This is a genomic window from Rothia sp. P7208, assembly GCF_048512915.1.
GTDB lineage: Bacteria > Actinomycetota > Actinomycetes > Actinomycetales > Micrococcaceae > Rothia.
This window is the reverse complement of record NZ_JBLXXW010000003.1, coordinates 110551-132545: the sequence shown is the minus strand read 5'-3', so window position 1 is coordinate 132545 and position 21995 is coordinate 110551. Positions and strand designations below refer to the sequence as shown.

At 46.3% G+C, this 21995-nt stretch carries 20 protein-coding genes, 4 tRNA genes and 1 riboswitch; of the genes, 22 read left to right on the top strand and 2 right to left on the bottom strand.

The features are described 5' to 3' along the window. Positions 1–105 precede the first annotated feature (105 nt). Positions 106–1392 (top strand): alpha/beta hydrolase family protein, encoded by a 1287-nt coding sequence (locus ACN084_RS05115; protein WP_419106107.1) that lies wholly within the window; start codon positions 106–108, stop codon positions 1390–1392. Between the two features lie 82 nt (positions 1393–1474). On the opposite strand, the gene ybaK is transcribed toward ACN084_RS05115, so the two are convergent. After that, positions 1475–1972, bottom strand: coding sequence for a Cys-tRNA(Pro) deacylase (gene ybaK / locus ACN084_RS05110; RefSeq protein ID WP_419101826.1), 498 nt, complete (start codon positions 1970–1972; stop codon positions 1475–1477). A 205-nt stretch (positions 1973–2177) separates the two neighbouring features. Between ybaK and zapE the strand changes: the two genes are divergently transcribed. The 4 genes from zapE to ACN084_RS05090 all read left to right on the top strand — a co-directional run bounded on the left by zapE (position 2178) and on the right by ACN084_RS05090 (position 3715). Next, positions 2178–3218, top strand: coding sequence for a cell division protein ZapE (zapE, locus tag ACN084_RS05105; RefSeq protein ID WP_419106106.1), 1041 nt, complete (start codon positions 2178–2180; stop codon positions 3216–3218). 209 nt (positions 3219–3427) lie between these two features. Further along, positions 3428–3500, top strand: a tRNA-Gly gene (locus tag ACN084_RS05100). A 47-nt stretch (positions 3501–3547) separates the two neighbouring features. Further along, positions 3548–3618, top strand: a tRNA-Cys gene (locus tag ACN084_RS05095). A gap of 25 nt (positions 3619–3643) precedes the next feature. Continuing rightward, positions 3644–3715, top strand: a tRNA-Val gene (locus ACN084_RS05090). 871 nt (positions 3716–4586) lie between these two features. On the opposite strand, the gene ACN084_RS05085 is transcribed toward ACN084_RS05090, so the two are convergent. Next, a complete protein-coding gene (locus tag ACN084_RS05085) occupies positions 4587–5780 on the bottom strand; it encodes an MFS transporter (RefSeq protein ID WP_419106105.1) in 1194 nt (397 codons plus the stop codon). A 1442-nt stretch (positions 5781–7222) separates the two neighbouring features. Here ACN084_RS05085 and ACN084_RS05080 point away from each other — a divergent pair. From ACN084_RS05080 to ACN084_RS05000, 17 genes are all read left to right on the top strand, one after another. Continuing rightward, positions 7223–7298: transfer RNA gene (locus tag ACN084_RS05080), tRNA-Gly, on the top strand. 192 nt (positions 7299–7490) lie between these two features. Further along, positions 7491–8369 (top strand): cytochrome, encoded by an 879-nt coding sequence (locus ACN084_RS05075; RefSeq protein WP_419106104.1) that lies wholly within the window; start codon positions 7491–7493, stop codon positions 8367–8369. Positions 8370–8380: 11 nt separating this feature from the next. Then, complete coding sequence (gene def, locus ACN084_RS05070; RefSeq protein WP_419106103.1) at positions 8381–8980, top strand: peptide deformylase; 600 nt, start codon at positions 8381–8383, stop codon at positions 8978–8980. A gap of 9 nt (positions 8981–8989) precedes the next feature. Beyond that, on the top strand, positions 8990–9916 hold the full coding sequence (gene fmt / locus ACN084_RS05065) for a methionyl-tRNA formyltransferase (RefSeq protein ID WP_419106102.1): 927 nt from the start codon (positions 8990–8992) through the stop codon (positions 9914–9916). After that, entirely contained in the window at positions 9913–11550 is a 1638-nt protein-coding gene (locus ACN084_RS05060) for an RsmB/NOP family class I SAM-dependent RNA methyltransferase (RefSeq protein ID WP_419106101.1), read from the top strand. Before fmt ends, ACN084_RS05060 begins: the two co-directional genes overlap by 4 nt. Before the next feature lie 107 nt (positions 11551–11657). After that, a complete protein-coding gene (gene bioA / locus ACN084_RS05055; protein ID WP_419106100.1) occupies positions 11658–13046 on the top strand; it encodes an adenosylmethionine--8-amino-7-oxononanoate transaminase in 1389 nt (462 codons plus the stop codon). Positions 13047–13051: 5 nt separating this feature from the next. Then, positions 13052–13840, top strand: a complete 789-nt coding sequence (bioD, locus tag ACN084_RS05050) for a dethiobiotin synthase (RefSeq protein WP_419106099.1) — start codon at positions 13052–13054, stop codon at positions 13838–13840. 55 nt (positions 13841–13895) lie between these two features. Beyond that, positions 13896–14552 carry a ribulose-phosphate 3-epimerase gene (gene rpe / locus ACN084_RS05045; RefSeq protein WP_419106098.1) on the top strand — a complete coding sequence of 219 codons (657 nt, stop codon included), beginning with the start codon at positions 13896–13898 and terminating at the stop codon, positions 14550–14552. A 187-nt stretch (positions 14553–14739) separates the two neighbouring features. Further along, entirely contained in the window at positions 14740–15597 is an 858-nt protein-coding gene (locus ACN084_RS05040) for a tetratricopeptide repeat protein (protein WP_419101817.1), read from the top strand. A gap of 96 nt (positions 15598–15693) precedes the next feature. Continuing rightward, positions 15694–15831, top strand: a riboswitch (FMN riboswitch). 142 nt (positions 15832–15973) lie between these two features. Then, complete coding sequence (gene pnuC / locus ACN084_RS05035) at positions 15974–16675, top strand: nicotinamide riboside transporter PnuC (protein WP_419101816.1); 702 nt, start codon at positions 15974–15976, stop codon at positions 16673–16675. 207 nt (positions 16676–16882) lie between these two features. After that, a complete protein-coding gene (locus ACN084_RS05030) occupies positions 16883–17146 on the top strand; it encodes a phosphoribosyl-ATP diphosphatase (RefSeq protein ID WP_419101815.1) in 264 nt (87 codons plus the stop codon). A 21-nt stretch (positions 17147–17167) separates the two neighbouring features. After that, the gene (hisG, locus tag ACN084_RS05025) at positions 17168–18013 is read left to right on the top strand and encodes an ATP phosphoribosyltransferase (RefSeq protein ID WP_419101814.1); all 846 of its coding nucleotides are present in this window, start codon (positions 17168–17170) and stop codon (positions 18011–18013) included. A 98-nt stretch (positions 18014–18111) separates the two neighbouring features. Next, positions 18112–18873 carry an imidazole glycerol phosphate synthase subunit HisF gene (gene hisF, locus ACN084_RS05020; protein ID WP_419106097.1) on the top strand — a complete coding sequence of 254 codons (762 nt, stop codon included), beginning with the start codon at positions 18112–18114 and terminating at the stop codon, positions 18871–18873. A gap of 25 nt (positions 18874–18898) precedes the next feature. Then, positions 18899–19291, top strand: coding sequence for a phosphoribosyl-AMP cyclohydrolase (gene hisI / locus ACN084_RS05015; protein WP_419106096.1), 393 nt, complete (start codon positions 18899–18901; stop codon positions 19289–19291). A gap of 97 nt (positions 19292–19388) precedes the next feature. Beyond that, positions 19389–20966: an anthranilate synthase component I gene (locus ACN084_RS05010; protein WP_419106095.1), complete on the top strand. Its 1578-nt coding sequence runs from the start codon at positions 19389–19391 to the stop codon at positions 20964–20966. Between the two features lie 10 nt (positions 20967–20976). Further along, positions 20977–21567, top strand: a complete 591-nt coding sequence (locus ACN084_RS05005; RefSeq protein ID WP_419106094.1) for a Trp biosynthesis-associated membrane protein — start codon at positions 20977–20979, stop codon at positions 21565–21567. A gap of 123 nt (positions 21568–21690) precedes the next feature. Beyond that, positions 21691–21942 carry an HGxxPAAW family protein gene (locus ACN084_RS05000; protein ID WP_419101810.1) on the top strand — a complete coding sequence of 84 codons (252 nt, stop codon included), beginning with the start codon at positions 21691–21693 and terminating at the stop codon, positions 21940–21942. Positions 21943–21995: the final 53 nt, after the last annotated feature.

The window sequence follows — 21995 nt, the reverse complement described above, 5'->3', positions numbered from 1 at the left end:
CACTGTGAGAAAGATAACCTAAAGTAGATTGATATTCGGGTTTGTCACTTATGATTAACGTGGCAATTAGTTGAACCGACGAAACCAACTAAGAGCGGAGGAAAAATGACCGACTCTCAAAAACAAGAAGTAGCCATATCAGATAACTCGCTACTACTCATTAGCGGTGTTGCTCGAAAAGCAGCACGCACAGGTGCTCTCGCAGGAGCTGCTATTACCGCTACCGGCATGCTATCAGCTGCCGCGCTTTCTACCTACTTTGCACGACAAGTGGTGGTACCACCTAGCCGACCTGAAGAAAACCTTAAAGTTTTTTCTGTTGGTTATCCTGTAGAACCACGGAGAGAAGACGAACATCCTAGTACTATCACTCTTAACGCGACACCGGCTACACGAGCACCCGGTGAATACGGCCTCTACTTCGACGGTGGTACACATTTTGCTCATCTTGGTGAAGTGCTTTCTTACCAACCGTATGAAGAAAAAGTGGTTCGTCGTGTCATCTCCGTTGAATCTGGTAATTTATCAAAAATTGTTCGAGGGCGACTTTCTGGAGTTATTGCACGAACACCGGAAACTGCGGGGTATCGTGCTGAAGAAATTACCCTGAACTTGCCAGTAGGTGAAGCTCCTGCTTGGTTGGTTCACCCTCAAGCAAGCTATCGCGATTATCCTCAAGAGTCGACTCCTAAACCTTCTACGACATGGGCCATTATGGTTCATGGTATGGGCGTAACTCGTGCAGAGACTTTACGCGCCCTTGAGGCGACTCAAAGCCTAGGGCTTACCTCTTTGCATATCTCATATCGTAATGACCGTGACGCTCCGCCTTCAGACGACGGCCGCTATGGTTTAGGGTTCACCGAATGGCAAGATGTTGATACTGCCATTGAATACGCTCTAGAACATGGCGCTCAAGACGTTGTCCTCTTCGGATGGTCTATGGGTGGTGCAATTAGTTTGCAGACTATGGATAGAGCACGTCATCGTCGTGCAATTAAGGCTCTTGTCTTAGACGGACCGGCTATTGATTGGCTTCAACTCATCGAGTACCAAACAAAATATAACCGTCTGCCATTGCGTATCGGAGAGCTAGGTGTCTCGATGATTTCTAAACCTGCTCTAAATATCTTTACCGGACTTAAACGCCCGATTGAGCTATCGAAGATGTCTTGGACTCGCCGCCCCGGTGATATTCGAGTCCCAACTCTGATTTTGCATTCTTTGGACGATACATATGTTCCAGCATCTAGCTCTCAAGAGATTGCCATGAAATCTCCGTTAGTGGACTTTATCCCGTTCTTTGGAGCAACGCATACACGTGAGTGGAATGTTGATCCTCAGAAATGGACGAATACTGTTATTGATTGGCTAAAAATTCGTCTCGGATAGTTGTTCCTCTGCGTCGCTGTTATCGAAGGTGGGTGTTTGCTAGGAGAGTAAACACCCACCTTTTTGTTGCATTGAGGGGATATTAGGAGAGAGCAATTTTGGCGTAGGTGCCGTTTGTAATAGCTAATAAGTCTTGTGGGCTTAGCTCAACGTCTAGACCGCGTTTACCGCCAGAGACAAGTACTGTTGCAAAATCTTCAGCGCTGCTATCGAGTAATGTGGGGTGCGCTATTTTTTGTCCGATAGGGGAGATTCCACCAACAACATATCCGCTACGACGTTCTGCAATTTTTGGGTCTGCCATAGTCGCATTTTTCCAGCCGAGAGCTGCTGCCGCCGCCTTAAGATTGAGTTTTCCGGCAACGGGTACGATACAGACGGCATAGTTGTTATCGTGGGCAATCATGAGGGTTTTAAAAACTTGTTGTTCGCTTCGACCTAAGGCTGTAGCAGCTTCTAAACCGAACGAGGTCTCGCCCTCACGATGTTCATATTCTCGTGGCTCAAAAATAATTCCAGCTTGGCTAAGTGCTTGTAACGCTGCGGTAGCTGTTGCTACGTTTTTCTTTTTCTTTGCCATGATTTCCGTACTATGACTTTCTGTGTTGTGGTGCTTACTTGGTATCTACCCTAGAAATGAGAGAGTGCTTTATCAAGAGTGCTATGAAGTAACGCGGGTCATAGTTGGGTTTTTAATGAGGTAAGGAATTACACTGGTTGAGAACTTAAAACAGTATGACAACGATGCTGCTGTTTCCAAGCCAAGTTTTCAAGGAAGATACCCTATGGCTTCATATACGCACCTGATAGAACGTCGCCCAAATGTTTCGGCACAAGAACTACTTGCAGGATTTCGCCCTTCAGAGCGTTTTGGTGAGGTGTCTTTTGACACGTACCGCCCAGATCCCAGTCAGCCAAGTCAGGCTCAGGCAGTAGAGACCTTACGTGCTTTTGGCGCTACGGTAGCACCTACTCAAAAGAGCGGAGGATTTTTCTCGCGGCTTTTTGGGTCTTCCTCCTCATCTTCACAGAAGAAAACTGGCATATATCTTGATGGTGGTTTTGGTGTCGGTAAGACCCACCTTTTAGCCTCTTTGTGGCACAGTGTTGAAGACCCAAAAGCTTTTGGCACTTTTGTGGAGTATACGAACTTAGTAGGAGCTTTGGGGTTTCGTTCCACAGTGGATGCGCTGAGTTCTTATCGTCTGGTGTGTATTGACGAATTTGAGCTTGATGACCCGGGCGATACGGTGTTGATGTCTCGTTTGATGCGTGAACTATCTGATGCTGGTGTTCGTCTGGCGGCAACATCGAACACTTTGCCTGGAGCTTTGGGGCAAGGGCGTTTTGCTGCGGCAGATTTTAAGCGGGAGATTCAGGTTCTTGCTGAACAATTTGATGTGTTACGGGTAGATGGTGAGGATTATCGCCATCGTGGTTTACCTCAGGCGCCTGAGCCTGTTGTGTTGGGTGCTGAAGAATCTTGCGCTCAGCAACGTTTTAGCGGGAGCGATGTAGTTGCCTGTGACGATTTTTCTGCGGTTATTGAGCATCTATCGGTGGTTCATCCTTCGCGGTATCGTCAATTATTAGATGGTCTTAGCGGTATTGTGTGGAAGAATGTTCAGACGATTACGGAACAGTCAGTAGCTCTTCGTTTCGTTGTTCTTGCTGACCGTCTTTATGACAAGGATTTGCCGATTATCTCTTCGGGTGTTCCTTTTGACCAGGTGTTTACGGAGGAGATGATGAATGGCGGATATCAGAAGAAGTATTTTCGTGCGGTGTCACGTTTAACGGCGTTGGCTCGTGAAGGAAATGGCTAAGGTCGCCACCGCAACACACCCAAAATGTGATGTATTACACGATATGAAATATGGGGTATTTATGGTGTAAAAACTCTAAATACCCCTGTTTTCCCTTGAAAACACGGGGAACGTGGCATGTTGTGTGGCGATTTGGCAAGAGCGAAAAAAGTGTGTAAAGTATTTACCTGTCAAGCCGAATACAAGATGTTTTGTTGAGGTGTTGATATGCGGTTGTAGCTCAGTTGGTAGAGCACCACCTTGCCAAGGTGGATGTCGCGAGTTCAAGTCTCGTCAACCGCTCGCATGATGCTTATAAAGAGCACACGCCCTAGCTTCTAGCAAGGCTCGGTGAGGTGGTCGAGTGGTTAGGCAGCGGCCTGCAAAGCCGTGTACGCGGGTTCAAATCCCGTCCTCACCTCGCAGACATTATTTATAATGTTTAAGCGCGATTAGCGCAGCGGTAGCGCGTTTCCCTGACACGGAAGAGGTCACTGGTTCGATCCCAGTATCGCGCACAAAATGACCCCAGTTCTTGTACAGGAACTGGGGTTTTGTGTTACCTGTAAGAAATTTTCAAAAGCTAACCCAGATTAGCTAAACCTACTCCAATGCGTTGACATGTAACAGCGATTTATGCTGTGTGGTCGCTCCATCAAGCGATAGGAGGGGGAGAGAAAGCCTAGAGCATCGTTAACTTTTGCGCTCTTTACGTTATAACGGATTCCGTCACGCCCGCTGTATAGGAACTGGAAAAAACTTTGTCTGTAAATCTGAGAGGTTTTGTAACAGTATACAAGTCAGTCTATATTCACAGCTTAAAGTGATTAGCGTGGCGAATAAAGCAAAATATTTTTTCTGTTCATTATATAATCTTAAAACTCATGTGGTGGTTGAGTTAAAAAGAATCAATTGAAGATAACGTTATTATTTTTTGCATCGTAGTAGACCTTAGTAGGTAGTAAAGTGCTTGGAGTCATCTTGTGAAGATTAATCGTAAGGAGAAAAGTGTATTCTAAATCTATTTTTACTTCACCAGAAAAATCTTTATCCCAGAATTTACTCCGTATTTATATTCTCTTGTTTCACTTATTTATTGTGCTATATATGAACAATGTTCTTAAAAAGAATCCTTTTATTTAAATTAAATTCAGGGTAGCATGTCGAGTCAATGAATATGGTAGAACGGGGAGTTTCAATAGGGTTTACTTGCCAAGTGCAGAGGAGATAGGTTTTATATTGTTGTCTACAGCAATTCTGCACTCTTCAAATATGGAACCATCAGGGTTAGTAGACGTGTAGTGCAGACGAAAATGCAATTTTTGTTTTTTAGCTATTGATAGTCTCAGAGGTTTAAAATATAAAAAGTGGAATTTGTATTGCCTATAGTCATCGAATTGATAGTCTGTATCCGTATATTGCAATTGGAATTATCACTGATGATATCGCAGATAAGAACACTAAAGAGGGGATGACGCCTATCCAGAGGGATAGCGTACCATATCCCAAGGTAGTAAGTGGGATGAAGAAAGATCCTAGAAAAGAGCGGGCTATAGTAACGCCTTGCATATCTTCGTGCCTAATGATTTTTGATCGTAAAGTATAGCTCGCAACGGATAACGCAACAACTATTGCTCCTAGAAGTGTCTCATGAACTAAAATAAAAAATATGTACCCTGAATTTAATATATTTGGTAATAAAGCAGTTATTAAAGTTAACGGTAATAGTAAAGAAGATATTAGAATAATAACATCGAACTTTTTGTCAACCTTATTTTCGATTAAGTATGTAAAAAATAAATTAGATACTGCTCCGGCTGAAATGAGTATACCAATTATTTCTGCAGGCATATTGTATATATTCGCAATTAAAATATAGTATCCAGTGCCATATGCTGCAGTCATAGAAGAAAATGCAATAGTTATAATTGTTAGGACTAATAGAGGTCGATTACTTAAGATTTCTTGTATGCCTGTTGATATTGAAGCTTTATTGAGGGAAGTTTCCTCTCTGTCGCGTTTTGTTACTACTTTCTTGTATGAAAAGGGGAGTGCTCCAAGTAGAAATATAGTCAATCCGGAAATAGCCAAGCCAAACGGTCCTGATGTTCGAGATACAATATATCCTGCAGATAGTGGGACTACTATTTCGCAAATAGTCGATATTCTGTATAAAGCTGAGTAGTGTTTACCAATATTATCATGGTGTATTACCTGTTGAATATAAGATTCTCGTGAGAAATTAACAAATGCTCTACCTATAACTGCGAAAATTAACAATAGAAGATAACTGTAAAAGCTAAGAATGTTATATACATATAGTATAAAAATTAGCATATAAGATATGCCAGTTAGGGTGTATCCTTGAAAGAGTGTTAATTCGACTTTTTTTGAATACGATATTTTAGTAAAAGTCACTGAAGCTAATAGAATAACAATTTCTGGAACAATTCTCAATATTGAGAATTCCATTGAATTGACTTTAATAGAGTGAAGTACAGTGAATAATGAAGCCACTGTAAATATTTCTTTACCAGCGGATTCTCCGACCCATGATAAGAATGATTTATTTTTATGATTCATTTTCTATATAACCTAGCTAGGTGAACCCCGCTTAGCTAAGCAGTAAGTTATGCAGGGACTTTAACTAGTCCTTTGGTTTCTGCTTAATCTTTGTAAGGTTCGCATGCTCCATGCTTAGGAGATAAGCTTATGACACAACGCCAAGTTGTATTGATATTCATGCTCAGATTAAAGTCACGTTGCATGATTTCTGCCTTGCTCCTCTCAAGACTAGGGGAGTAACAACTTAGATTTTTTGCTACCCGGTTCCATTACGATTGCTCTAGAAAGTAGCTCGAAATAACCACAAGTGCGGAATCTTCACACAGTGCTTAAACGGTAGATAGAATATTGACAAAATGGTTCTTCGCCCCAAGCTTTTCTGCTGTTGCCTTTGCATAATATCGTTCCGCTTCGGCTCCAAACTCACCGGCGTTGAAAGTAAAAGTAATTACTTCGTGGCTCTAATCTAATAACCGCACAGAAGGTTGGTCGAGTCCGAATCCCCAGAGAACGGTAGAGCGACTTTGCTCATATCCCCTCGTTTCTATAGATGTGACTATTATCATAATAAATTATTGTGCGATTCTATATGTCATCTTTAAAGTTTTCAAGCCTCTCTTAGATTTTCTGTCAGGATATTTCTTGCTGGTATTTTTAATAAGGAACGTTATAAGCCAGAGTGCTTTGTTCAAGGCGCAGGTTGCTTGTATCTAGGTTTTATCCGCCTGTGTATTATAGGCTACCCACTGTTTTGTAGTCGATGATGATATGGCGCAGTATCTAATTGGATTAAGTCGTCGTCAATATTTATCAGTTGTCGCATGGCCTTCGAGCTTCTTGCCTTTGGAGTAGCAACTTAAAATGTATTAAATGCGCCACCCTGAGGCTTTGAGGGTGGTATTGGTGTTATCCGTATTAGGCATGAAGGGTTCACTGTCTTTAGGGAAGCTACAATGAGTGTTCGGTTTCCTTGTGAGTGTTGTTTAGAAGCGCGGTAAATAATTTAAAACAAGGATGTATTGGTCTTGGTGCTTAATTTTGTGAGGTATCAAAACTGTCTTAGCGATGATTGTCAAAAACATAGCTGATGTTACAGAGGTTTGATTTGTAAGGGTTGGCTAGTGTAGAGGGCGCGTTTGTGGGAGTTGCAAGTATTTTAACTTTAACTATAAGCGTGGCACTGACTAGCCTCGATAATCTTATTTGCTTATTAATCAAGGTTTGCTAGTGTGCCTAGAATCTAGTCATAATCCTAATGCTCTCCACTTGATCCAAAACTCCCTCACTCTAGGAAGCTATCAGGGGATACAAATAGGCATTCTATGTTTTCACATTAGAATCTACAGATAAATGTGTAATTGGAGCAGTTCATAGGAAATATTGTTCTACTAGTCGGCTCGGTTGATTGATAGAACAGCTTGCACAATACGTTTTTTGTGTGTATAGTATTTACTCGTTGCGCGGTTGTAGCTCAGTTGGTAGAGCACCACCTTGCCAAGGTGGATGTCGCGAGTTCAAGTCTCGTCAACCGCTCCAAAGCAGATAAGACCTCCAGAAACATCTGGAGGTCTTATCTTTTATTCACCATCAAAAATTTGACCGCTTCAACTCCAAAAGAGTAGAGTTTTGCAGGGTAATCTGAGTAGTTGAACCTACAGAAAATACCCCTCTCAAGTCTTGCAACTTGCACCATGAGCTATCAAATCACTTGAACACCTAAGGTATAACGTGACATCGCCGAAACTAGCATCTGACACCGACCACGGCAGAATGTATGCACGAACTGAAGGCGGAGCTCTCGAAGTTCCTTCCATTACCACTATCATCGGGCAACAAGCTACAGATTTGAGCGGATGGCACGGATACATGGCAGCAAAAGCAGCCCTAGAAGACCGCCGTTCCTATCGAGTATCACAATCCTCAGGACTAAAATTCGCCATCATACGCGATGCCGCACAAGCCTCAGAAAGATATAGAGACGAAGCCGCCGCCCGCGGAGACCGCGTCCACAACTACGCCGAAAATGTTGCATTAGCAAAAATGGGCAAAGAACACCACACCGAAGAATGCCGTGAAATACTTGTTAGCAACGGAGAACAAGCCTACGCAGACCGTTTCGATGAATGGTGGGATATATACAACCCCCGCCCACTAGCAACTGAAGTAACTATTTGGAACCATAGCGTCGGATACGCCGGAACACTCGACCTCGTCGCTGAAATCGCCGGACACGTATGTATCATCGACTACAAAACTAAAGGAACCGACCGCAAAGGACGAGTCAAAGCTCTTGACCCTAAAGTCGTCATGCAACTCGTAGCAGGACTCAAAGCTGAAGAATATATCAGTGATGAAACAGATAACCTCTGGAAGCCGTGGGAATACTCAAAAGCACCTATCCTCATGGGAGTTGCCCTGGGGCAAACACAAGTCGTTCCACAACAAGCGAATCCGGTAACCTTAGAAAAAAACTGGTATAGATTCTGCGCTCTCAAACGCGTCTGGGACTGCACCCGCGATCTGGCAGAAAACGGGGCAGAAGCTCTAATGCCCGTTGTGCCACCACCTGCCACACCAACCACTACACCTATAACACACCTAGGCTAGAAAGAAGACACATGCCGATTCTTAGCATCCGCACCGTCGGAGACCCCGTACTACGTACCGTTTGCGACCCCGTAACAGTTTTTGACAAAGACCTCAAAACTTTAATTCACTCGATGCTAGATACCATGTACGAAGTCAACGGAGTGGGACTTGCCGCACCACAAATTGGCAACACCAAACGTCTCTTCACCTACGGAAATATTGATGGACAAGAAGGACACATCATCAATCCTGTTCTAGAAATCGGAGAAGAACCTCAAGAAGGGTCAGAAGGCTGCCTATCAGTACCCGGTCTTTCCTCACCAACACCACGCACCAACTGGGCGCGTGTAACAGGCGTGGATTACAATAACCGTCCAATCGTCTTAGAAGGCGAAGGACTGTTCGCCAGAATGTTGCAACACGAAACAGACCACCTCGACGGACATCTTTATATCGATCGACTCGTTGGAGAAGAACGTAAAACCGTGATGCGTGCAATTCGTAGTTCTAACTTTGACCATATTACTGAACGTACCCAACGAGAACGAGCCACACGAGTTTCCTCCGGATTCGGCACCAACACCCAATCTAGCAGTAGTGCCTTTGGCAGTTCTTTCCTGAAAAAATAAGGTATGAGTATGAAAGTTTTATTCGCTGGAACACCAGAGACTGCGGTAACAGCCTTAGAAGGGCTTTTGACATCACCGCACGAAATCGTTGGAGTGCTGACCAGAGAAGACGCTCCGCAAGGACGTAAACGTGTGCTAACGCCCTCACCTGTTGCCCGTCGAGCCGAAGAGCTAGGGCTTCCCATCATCAAGGCAAATCGTTGGAGTCTAGAGGTTCAAGAGCAAGTGCAAGCACTTAAACCTCAGGTTGCCGCAGTAGTAGCTTATGGAACAATACTTCCTCAATCTGCACTAGATACACTCGAACATGGGTGGGTTAACCTTCACTTCTCAAATCTTCCTTTGTGGCGCGGTGCTGCGCCTGTTCAACGTGCCTTGATGGCGGGAGAAGATGAAATTTTCTCGTGTACTTTCCTCCTTGAAGCGGGGTTAGATACGGGCCCAATTTTCATGCAAGAATCTGCCCGTGTTCAAGGAGATGACACCGCAGCAGATATTCTGCACCGTCTTGCTCTTAGCGGGGGCTCCCTCCTATCCCAAACTTTTGAGAAGATTGAACAAAATATTGCTCCGCAGCCTCAGCAAGGTCAGCCCACGCACGCAGCAAAATTAGATGTGAGTGATGGAAAAATTACGTGGTCGGATACCACCGCAGAGATTATCGCACGATGTCGAGGTGTTATCCCTGAGCCGGGAGCTTGGTGCATGCTAGAACAGAACCGTATTAAAATAGCTATGGTTCGACCTAGTCTCGAAAAAGCAGCAGGCGAATACGGGACGGTACGTGTGCTTGCTAAAAAAGTTGTTGTTAGCTGTTCTGATGGTTGTGTAGAACTGACTCAAGTGCAGCCGGCAGGAAAGAAAATGATGAACGCTGCCGATTGGGCACATGGACTTGGAAAAGCTCTCAACGAACAGAAAGTAGTGCTGTCATGAGCGCAGAAAAACCTCGCCAGAAAAAATACTCAACTCGTTCTTCTCGTCAAGGAGAAAACACTGAACTAAAACGTGGCGGGGGCGGTCAAACCCGCCGTAACGCGCAGGGACGTGAACGTAACCGACGTGCTCAGCACGAACGTGCTTTCTCCGCTAGCGCGCCAAGGGCTCGCCGTCGCACCTCAGACCCCGCACGAAAAACAGCGTTTGAGGTCATTAATTCCGTGGCGCTTTCAGATTCTTACGCTAACCTTGTGCTACCTCAAACTATTCGTAAACATCGCCTAGACCAACGTGACGCTGGCTTTGCCACAGAGCTCACCTACGGAACGTTGCGTTATCAGGGTCGTTATGACGCAATTTTAACTCATTGTGTAGACCGCCCTTTAGAAAAAACAGGCGCTCAGATTCTGACGTGTTTGCGTATGGGGGTGCACCAGCTATTAGCGATGCGTGTTCCGGCGCATGCGGCGTTGAACTCTACCGTGGCGTTAGCCCGTGCCGAAATTGGAAGCGGACCTGCACACTTCATTAATGCGGTACTCCGTCGAGTCTCCGAAAAAACTCCAGAACAATGGGAAGAACTTTTAGTTTCAGAAGCGAAGGATGAACTGCATCAATTATCGGTGAGTTATTCGCATCCGACGTGGATTGTGCGAGCTTTCCGTCAAGCGTTAGTCGCTCATGGGCGTGACGTTCACGAGATTACCAAACTTTTAGAAGCTGATAATCTCGCTCCCATTGTGAATCTTGTTGCTTTACCGCAGTTAGGTTCTTTAGACGAAGCCTTAGCAAAAGGTGCTCAAAAAGGTGAACTTGTTGAGGGCTCTGCTCTTTACTCTCAAGGCGATTTAGGGCGTTTAGAGAGTGTTCGACAAGGTACAGTGCGTGCTCAAGACGTTGGATCTCAGCTTGTTGCTCGTGCTTTAGCGCAGGCTCCATTATCTGGAAAAGATGAGGCGTGGTTAGACCTTTGTGCAGGGCCGGGCGGTAAAGCGGCTCTGTTGGGTGCTTTGGTTCAAGAACGTGGTGGTGTCCTGATTGCTAATGAATCAGCACCACATCGAGCAACTCTTGTTGAGAAATCTCTTAAGCCTCTTGATTCTCAACGGTATCGAGTGCTTACTGGAGATGGACGCGCTATCGCTCAGACTCTTAAGGCTCAGCCACATGTGCCAGAGCAGCTGCGTTCAAATATGCTTTTTGATCGTGTCATGGTTGATGTGCCCTGTTCAGGGCTTGGTGCTTTACGTCGTCGCCCAGAGGCACGATGGCGTAAAAGTCCCCGTGATATAGCGGAACTTTTGACATTGCAGAAACAGCTTTTTGACGCTGCCGTGCAACAGACACGCTCTGGTGGGCTGATTGCGTATGTGACGTGTTCTCCTCATATGGCAGAAACTCGTAATATTGTTCAGGATATTCTGCGTGCTCACGATGTGCAGCTTCTTGACTCGGCTCAGGCTTTAGCTGAGGTTGCGTTAACAGATGCTCAAGGGCAGTCTTTGCTTTCGGGTGAACGTGCTGTTGGTTGTGCTGTAGAGGGGAGCGGCGCTACGGCAACAACCGCTCAGCTGTGGCCTCATGTGCATGGAACGGATGCGATGTTCTTTGCTCTCTTTCAGAAGAAATAGATTTTTGTTTCTCTGACTTGAGCTGGCAGGGTTCTCTCAGGGGTATCTTGGGTATCTTTTCGGTTGTCGTGCTTGTTTTGGATGTGCTATCAAGGCAGAATTGAACAGTGTTCAATAATACTTCTGATACCGAGAACAATCCCCATAACCTGAGAAATATTCTGGCTCATCGCGATCGTGGAATGCTTTGGCACCCTTACGCCCCGTTAGAGACTAAACCTCTCTACGGAGTGTTATCTGCCCAAGGTACTCAACTGCAACTACAAGACGAAGACGGGGCTACCTATACCGTTCTTGACGCAATGAGCTCATGGTGGTGTCAAGTTCACGGGTATTCTCACCCCGCATTAAACCAGGCATTGAGAGCACAAATAGAAAAATTTTCTCACGTGATGTTTGGCGGTCTAACACACGAGCCTGCAATTAATCTTGCAGAACGTCTTGTTCGTCTTGCACCAGGGGAACTCAACCACGTGTTCTTAGCTGATTCTGGGTCTGTCTCGGTAGAAGTGGCGCTCAAACTTGCTGTGCAATATCAGCGTGCGTTAGGACGCCCCACCAAAAACCGTTTTCTTGCTCTAGAAGGCGGATACCACGGGGACACTATTGGTGCAATGAGCGTATGCGACCCTATTGGAGGTATGCACAGTGAGTTCAGAGGGTTTATCCCAGAACAGCTCTTTGCGCCACGACCTCCTCGCGCAACTTACGATAACGCGCAGCAACAATGGTCCGTCAACGAACAAGCTCAGCATCATTGGCAGAAAACGACGGAAGCTATCATCGCCAAAGAACATGATTCTTTAGCAGCTATTGTGGTTGAACCTATTGTTCAAGGGGCAGGTGGCATGCACTTTTACCACCCCCATGCGTTGAATATTTTGCGTGAGCTTGCCGACCGTTATGAGCTCCTTCTTATTTTTGATGAGATTGCAACAGGTTTTGGACGCACTGGAAAATTTTTCGCTACCGAATGGAGCGACATTGTTCCCGATGTTATGACCGTCGGTAAAGCACTCACCGGAGGGTATCTGACTCAAGCAGCAGTGCTCGTGAGCACTAACGTCGCTTCAACAATTAGTGATTCTGAACATCGTGCTCTTTTGCATGGGCCAACCTTTATGGGTAACCCGTTAGCAAGTGCCGCTTCTTGTACTTCCTTAGATTTGTTGACGGGAGCTCTTGAAGGATACCCGCTGTCGTGTTGGGAGCAGAGCATTCCTCGCCTTGAACAAGCCCTTAACTGTTCTTTAGCGCCAGCACGATCTTTAACATCTGTGCGTGATGTGAGAGTTCTTGGCGGTATCGGTGTGATTGAACTTTACGAGGATGTTCGTATTTTTGAGCTTACACAGGCAGCTCTTCGGAGAGGCGTGTGGGTGCGACCTTTTCGTAATTTGGTTTACACGATGCCTCCTTATATTGCTACGGAAGAAGAGGTACAGCATATTGGTCGTGCCCTCGTTGAATCTGTTGCAGAGGTGCATGAAGAGTAAGAATAATGTTTGAGTTACTAGAACATGTGAATGATGAACGACACCGACCTTGGTATGAGTGTTCTGTCGTGCATATTGTGGGTACTGATACAGATGTTGGTAAGACTATCGCTACAGCAGCTTGCGCGGCTGCGCTCATTGCTCATGGTAAAACTGTAGCAGTCTATAAGCCTGCTCAAACGGGGGTTCAGCCCAATATGCCGGCAGACGCTCAACTAGCAGCGTATCTTAGTGGTGCTGATTCCTATGAGGGGGTGCGTCTACCTGATGCGATGGCTCCTGTGGCGGCAGCAGAAAAAAATGGTTGCGTTTTGCCTTCTCTCGATGAGTACGCAAAAACAATTCATCAACTGCGAGATAGCTATGATGTGGTGATTGTTGAGGGTTCTGGGGGAGTAAGTGTTGATATTGGCACTGCCGTGAATTCGAGAGGGTGGGGGCATCAAGCTGATTTAATGTCCTTGATAGCTGAAGATGTTCATGATTCTTGTGCCGTAATTGTGGCACGTATTGGGCTGGGAACTCTTAACCACACACTTTTGACCTATGAGTATCTTCGTGTTCGTTCGCTTAACGTGGCGGGGGTTTTGATTGGGGCTATGCCGTCATCTCCAACAGAGATACATCGAAGTAACCTTGATTTTTTGGTGCGTTTAGGGTGCCCCGTGCTCGGTGCTATTCCTGAAGGTGCTGGAAAATCTTTTGTGGTGGGAGAAGACACCGAGTTTGTGCATTGCTTCGATGAGCTGCAGGAGCTTCGGAAAAATGCTTCTCGCTGGTGTGGGATAGAGTAGTGTTGAAGGCGTTTTTCAGAGAACGCTCAGAGCTTTTGGAACGGAAGAAAGAACCATGGACTGTCATATTCACCCCTCTATTTTGAGTGCAGATTTTGCGAACTTTGAACGTGACTTACAGCGTATTAGCTCAGCAGACGCTGTTCACGTTGATGTGATGGATAATCATTTTGTTCCGAACCTTAGCTGGGGTCCTGCTGTCGTTAAACGTCTTCGTGAAGTTTCACCCTTGCCGTTTGATGTACACCTCATGATTGAAGATGCTGACCGGTGGGCACCAGAATACGCGCAGATGGGTTGTGAATCTGTTACCTTTCATGCTGAAGCCGCTCAAGCGCCTATTCGCTTAGCTCGTTCTTTGCGCGCAGAAGGGGCACAAGCTGGTATGGCGTTACGTCCGGCTACCGCAGTTGAGCCATATCTGGATATGTTGAGCGAGTTAGATATGTTGCTGATAATGACGGTTGAACCTGGTTTTGGTGGGCAGGCGTTCTTAGAGGTTACGCTTCCTAAGATTCGTCGAGCGGCAGAAGCAATTGCCGGTTCTGGTGCTCAGCTGCGTTTACAAGTTGATGGTGGTATTACCGAAGAAACGATTGTGCGCGCGGCAGAAGCTGGCGCTGATACTTTTGTTGCTGGTTCTTCTGTCTTCGGGGCAGAAGACCTGTCCGCTGCTATTAGTGCTCTACGAGAGAAGGCTCGTACCGTATAGCCCTTGGGACGCGTCGATAGGGCATGTTATGACTTGAACAACTCTTGAGCGATTGCTGTCCTCAAAAGATATTGGACTCTTTCACGTCTTGAAAACAGGTTACCCTAACCATAAAATATGGTTATCCTTATTTCTTGAGGGTGCTAGGAACCAGCTCAGAGATGACAACAGAGGCAGGAGTTCTCCAGTGGGAAAACGCGGCGCACGACGAGCAGCACATACCCCTTTAGGTTACGCCTGGGAAAAATACCATAACGGACAAAGATTCTTCCGCATACAAGATTATCCAAAAGCAATTCTCTGCTTTGAAAACGCTCTCAACGACTTTGTCCAACTAACAGATCAAGAAGGCGAAGCCACCTGTTGCTCAGCCCTAGCTGCAGCCTACGGCAATAACAACATGTACGAATTCGCTTTACCTTTTGCTCAACGAGCTATTAGCCTCTTTGACCTACTAGGGCGGCAAGAAAAAGTTGCCTCTCAACGTCAGAGTCTTGCACTCATCTATTTAGGTTGCGAACAAACAGAACAAGCTGAACAATGCTACCGTCAAGTTATCGACGACTTTGAAAATATCAAATATTTTGAAGAAGCAGGACGTAACGCGCACACCTTAGCTAATATGCTGGCACATCGACAAGAACTCGACCAAGCGCGACGTCATTTTCATCGAGCAATTGGGTTGTATTATCAAGTGCCACGAGAAGCTGTAGAACATACACAAGCTATAGCGTTGATGCAGCTTGCTTTCCTTGAAAAACTGAGCGGAGACTACGACGCTTCAAAACTGCTCTACACAGAAGCTCTCGAAATCTTTGAACGATACCAGTCGTATTGGGAGGTCGGAACCTGCTACGAAGGGCTAGCTATCGCAGAATATAGTACTGGTGCTCCTCACGTGGCTGTTGTTCACGCAAAAACAGCGCTCGACGTTTTTCAACAGCACGGGTTTAGAGAAGACGCGCTACGTGCTCGTATCAACTATCAAGCCGTGCAAATAGCCATCGAAGATTTATGCAGACAACATCAAAATGACGATACATAAATTAATATGACGCCAGATAACAAATATCTAACATCGTGTGAGTTGCGGATGTTTTTCCTAGCGAAACTGTGCAATAATCAAAAGCGCAATAACAACATCGTGCTCCGGGACCCGGTGAAAATCCGAACCGGCGGTGATAGTCCGCTAACTTACCTCAAAGATTACTCTTTGCGATAAGCCTGATTGGTGAAATTCCAATACCGACAGTACAGTCTGGATGGAAGGTAGCACGAGCAAAACGGCGTAGAGACACTCCTATATCCAAAGTGCCTCTACAAGAACTCTATGTAAATACGCCCTCATCACATCAAGGGCGTATTCGATACGAGATAAACCCCGCTTTGTTCTTCCCGGAGCCTCCGCGAAAGGGAAAAACATGGATTTTCTGCGGTGGCTCTTCGACGCACAACTTCACATTGGCGATCAAACGCTTCTAGTGCGCGAAGTCCTCGGTAACATTTTTGGTCTAGCCTCAGCCTTGGGCGGCATGCGCCGTAAAGTCTGGGCATGGCCAGTTGGAATAGCGGGTAATCTCTTACTCTTTACCGTATTCCTTGGAACATTCTTCGGCTCCATCAACACCATCAACATGCTAGGACAAGCCGGACGACAAGTCATGTTCATCATCGTCTCTATCTGGGGATGGTACCGGTGGAAAACATCAAAAGACAACGGCTCTTCTGCTGTCATCCCCACCTGGGCGACAGCAAAAGAACGTACTCTGCTTATCATTGGTATGCTTGCAGGGACAGCAGCCCTTACCCCTATCTTTAGGGCACTAGGCTCATACGAACCCGTGTGGTCTGATGCATGGATCTTCACAGGTTCCCTCCTTGCCACCTATGGTATGGCCAAAGGATGGGTTGAATTCTGGCTCATCTGGGTAGCCGTAGACATCGTCGGTGTCCCACTTCTTTGGTCTGCCGGATACTACGCAACAGCACTCATGTATGTCTTTTACGGTGGGTTCACTCTCATGGGATTCTTCGTTTGGTGGCGCGCTCGCAACCGTGAAGCAGCTCAAATCGCGTTGGAAACACAATTTCCTGACCCAACTGTCGATAGAATCCGCACCTAAAGTCAAGAACTTACTCGTTCTATACTTTTAGAGGTTGAGGGTGGTCGCTTCCACAGCGTTGGAAGCTACCACCCTCAACTCTTATGACAAAGTAACCACATCAGAAAACTGCCTAGTTCTGATGTGAATAAAATAGTAATGGTCATCATACTGTTCTATAGTCGCGGGTGCGCCTCTTCTGAGACAAACTGTCTTAGAGTGGGAAAGGTGAAAAACTTTGAATCTCTCTTTGCTGAACTCACCGAAAAAGCTCGTATGCGCCCAGAAGGCTCTAAAACCGTTGAAGAGTTAGACCGTGGTGTGCATGGTATTGGCAAAAAAATTGTTGAAGAAGCTGCTGAAGTGTGGATGGCTGCCGAGTACCAAAGCGATGCAGAATTTGCAGAAGAAGCATCTCAGCTGATATATCACCTTCAAGTGATGATGATTGCCAAAGGCCTCACCCTCGAAGATGTCTATAAATACCTCTAAAACCATTCATAAGGATGTTCCATGTTACGTGTAGCTGTACCCAATAAAGGATCTTTATCTGAAGCGGCGAGCCGTATGCTCAAAGAAGCCGGCTACCTGCAACGTCGTGACAGCAGAGAACTCGTCATCGTTGACCAAGAACATCACATTGAATTTTTCTACCTACGACCTCGCGATATTGCAGTGTACGTCGGTAAAGGAACCCTCGACGTCGGTATTACCGGACGTGACCTACTACAAGATTCTCAAGCATCAGCGATTGAGAGTCTTGCCCTCGACTTTGCAAAATCAACATTCCGTTTTGCTGGGCCACAAGGACAATTCCAGAATATTCAAGAACTTGCTGGTAAGCGTATCGCAACGTCTTACGCTCAGCTTGTTCGTCAATATCTACACGAACAAGGTATTGAAGCTAACATAATCCGTTTGGATGGAGCCATCGAATCTTCAATTCGGTTAGGTGTAGCTGACGCTATCGCAGATGTTGTTGAAACAGGAAACACTATGAGGGCCGCTGGTCTTGAACCTTTTGGTGAACCGCTGATGCACAGCGAAGCTTTACTGATTCGCCGTCAAGAAGTTGAAGATACACACGGACTTGAACGGCTCATTAGCCGTCTTCGTGGAGTTCTCATTGCACGCCAATATGCTCTTGTCGACTATGACATCCCTGAAGCATTATTACCGCAAGCATCCGCTCTCACACCAGGTTTAGAAGCCCCGACTATCTCGCCTCTTGAACGAGAAGGGTGGGTTGCTGTGCGATCTATGGTTTTGCGTCAAGAAACCAATAACATCATGGACCAGCTATACGATATTGGTGCGCGCGCTATTCTCGTCTCTCCGGTACAGGCGGCACGTCTCTAACCCACCCTACACAATGTTGAGGACGCTCTTCTTCGTAAGCTGAAAGCTTCAACCCTTCATAGTAGGTAACAGAACAAGGTAAAGGAACAAATAATTCTATGGGCGTTGCTATCCGAGTGATTCCATGTCTTGACGTCGATCAAGGACGAGTGGTTAAAGGGGTTAACTTTGAGGGGCTACGCGATGCTGGCGACCCCGTCGAATTAGGCGCCCAATATAATGAAGCAGGTGCCGATGAGCTCACATTCTTAGATGTTACGGCCTCAACTGCTGATAGAGAAACAACATTTGACGTTGTACAAAAAACAGCAGAAACTGTTTTTATTCCGCTGACCGTTGGCGGGGGAGTCCGAAGCGTAGACGATGTCGATAAGCTCCTGCGGACCGGTGCAGATAAAGTATCTATTAACACTGCAGCCATTAATAATCCCCAACTTATTAACGACATTGCTGAACGTTTCGGCTCTCAGGTGCTTGTCTTATCAGTAGATGCTAAACAATCTGAAAACACTCCTTCTGGATACGAAATTACCACTCACGGTGGTAAAACAAGTACCGGAATTGACGCCTTAGAATGGGTTGCCGAAGCTGAAAAACGTGGTGTTGGAGAAATCTTATTGAACTCTATTGACGCTGACGGAACGAAAACAGGCTTTGACATTCCTATGATTCAAGCTGTTCGATCCGTGACAAAACTTCCGCTCATTGCTTCTGGCGGGGCTGGCGCACCGGAGCATTTCCCACCCGCAATTGAAGCTGGTGCAAATGCTGTTCTTGCGGCGTCCATCTTCCATTTTGGTGAGGTGAGCATCGCTGAAGTTAAAGATGCTATTCGAGACGCCGGATATGATGTTCGCTAAAAAATGAGGTTAGGAAAACTGAATAATGGACAGCTCATACTCATCTGAAAAAACTGTACCTGAAGAATATATAGCGAACCTAAGCTATAACGATCAAGGTCTCATTGCCGCAATTATCCAACAATATGACACCGGCGAAGTACTGATGTTGGGGTGGATGAACCAAGAAGCTTTACGACGGACACTAAACGAAGGACGGGTCACGTTCTGGTCTCGCTCTCGCCAACAATACTGGCGCAAAGGTGACACCTCAGGACACTACCAATATGTTAAGTCAGTATCAGTAGACTGCGATAAAGATGCTCTCCTTCTACAAGTTGACCAGATAGAAGCAGCCTGCCATACAGGACAACGGACGTGTTTTTTAACAGGGGGAGAACTTCCTGCAACCGTCCTGTCAACACCGGCCGCACAATAATAAGCTATGTTGAAGGGTTCTGCTAAGACCTTCAAAAGACTTACAATAGCGATACACCATCTTCCAGCTAAAACCAACGCAGAGGACTTCACCGCAGATGCAAGATATGGGCATTATTTCCCCCAGCTTTGAACAATTTCAAACGTTAGCGAAGACTCGTCGTGTTATCCCTGTCTACACTAAGATTCTGGCAGATTCACTAACACCTATCGGACTTTACCGTGCTTTGGTGCTACGTGAAGGAAAAGCACAACCTGGAACATTCTTACTTGAATCAGCAGCAGAAAATGCTCAATGGTCACGCTACTCATTTATCGGTGCTTATTCGCGCGCAACCCTAACCACCTCTGAAGGAAAAGTATTTTGGCAAGGTGAAACACCAGCAGGATCGCCAACTGACGGAGACCCTGTCGAAGCCATCCAAAAAACCCTCAAAACATTACATACCGAACGTTTTGACCATCTTCCCCCACTCACCAGCGGACTGGTCGGCTATCTTGGGTGGGACGTCGTACGACACTGGGAAAACCTCCCACACCGACCACAAGACGACATTCAACTACCTGAATTCGCCCTTAACCTTGTCTCAGACATGGCAATACACGATAACACTGACGGTACCGTAACCCTGATTGCCAACGCCATTAACTTCAACGGTACCGACGATAACGTTGAACAAGCCTACGAAGACGCTGTCGAACGCGTCCACCGTATGCTTGATAAACTTTCACAACCTTTAGAACGTTCAACCGTATCTGAACTACATGGCACCAATAACGTTGAACATACGCTCGCCCAAACTCAATGCTCTATGACAACAGAAGAATTCCTCAACGTCGTAGAACAATCCCGCCAAAACATTATCGACGGCGACGTATTCCAACTCGTTCTTTCACGTCGATTCACCGTAGAGAACCACGCAGAACCACTAGACGTCTACCGGATGCTACGCCAATCTAACCCCTCGGCATACATGTACCTATTCAACTTTGAAGACACGGAAGGACAGCCTTTCCATATCGTTGGTTCATCACCAGAAGCGCTAGTAACCCTCAAAGACGGTGTTATATCGACACACCCCATCGCTGGTTCACGTCCACGTGGCGCAAACCGCGAAGAAGACCTCAAACTCAGCGAAGAACTCCTTGCAGACCATAAAGAACGTTCAGAACACCTCATGCTCGTTGACTTAGCACGCAACGACCTCTCCCGTGTAGCAGTACCCGGATCAGTAGCTGTAGAACAGTTCATGGAGATTGAACGTTTCAGCCACATTATGCATATCTCCTCTACCGTCACTGCACAAAAAGGAGAAGACTACGACGCCTATGATGTTCTTCGCGCAACGTTCCCCGCAGGCACACTTTCAGGCGCTCCCAAACCACGTGCTATGCAACTGATTGACCAATACGAGCCTCAAAGCCGTGGAGTGTATGGGGGAGTGTGCGGATATTTTGACTTTGCTGGCAACATGGACATGGCCATTGCTATTCGCACCGCTTTACTCAAAGGCACACGCGCCTATATACAAGCAGGAGCAGGACTCGTTCTAGACTCTGACCCATCATCTGAAGAACAAGAAACCTGTCATAAAGCAGCAGCACCTTTGCGCGCCGTTGCGTTAGCAGCTGGAATGAAAAGACTCTCTACACGAGCTCAACAGCTAGATAACTGAGAGATCACCTATGCTGACTTCTTTATACACTCGTTTAAACCTCGCTAAAACAACATTTCTAACGCTCATATGTGCAGGTATCACCTTCGGCGCAACCTTACCTAGCTGGATTGACATTCGCATCAACACCGCACTGATTGCTTCAACAGTGCAGGTTGCCGGTTCAGAGGCAGCCCCCGCCGTAAGTTCCCTCTCCCTCGTAGCTTTAGCCGGCATGCTCGTCATTCGTTTAGCCTCTACACGAATTGCGCGTATCGTCGCCATCTTACTGTCCCTGACTGGTATTGGAATGTGCGCATCCATCATTTCAGTACTCCTGGACCCTACTTCTGCTTCGACAACACCAGTAGGAAAAGCTACCGGACTATCGCAGGTCGCAGCAGATTACACCATCACCTTCTGGCCCTGGGTGTCTTGTCTTGGCGCAATCCTCATTACCCTTCTTGGACTATACCTGTTCCTAGCACTGGCACATTGGCCGAAGAAAAGAAAATACGATAGAACAACCCAACCCGTCACTGACGAAATAGACGACATTGATACTTGGGATTCTCTCAGCGCTGGGAATGACCCCACGGCAAAAAAGCTAAGAGAAAGCTAAGAGTAGAGGGTAAAACCACGCAACATAGCGCATAAATCTAAGCTGTTATTGACACTATCGACTAGAATCATCAATAGGTTTATTTCCTCCGCAAAGAGGAACACACACGTACAAGGAGAAACAATGGCTAAAGAGCAGATCGTGCTTTCACCAGAGATTCCATACCCCAACCACGGAAATACCGTTGCTTCATGGGGAATGTTCTCTGTGATGATTCTCGGTGCACTCATCTCTGCACTAGGCTTTGACTTTGGACATCCATTCTTTTTCTGGCTTGGTCTTGGAGTAATCGTCCTCGGCGCATTCGTCGGTTGGGCTCTCAAAGCTGCCGGCTACGGTCAAGGTGGGGCAAAGACTAAATACACCGGACACTAAAAGTTCCGTATATGACCTCTTATATAAGCGTCTCGCACTTGGCGGGACGCTTA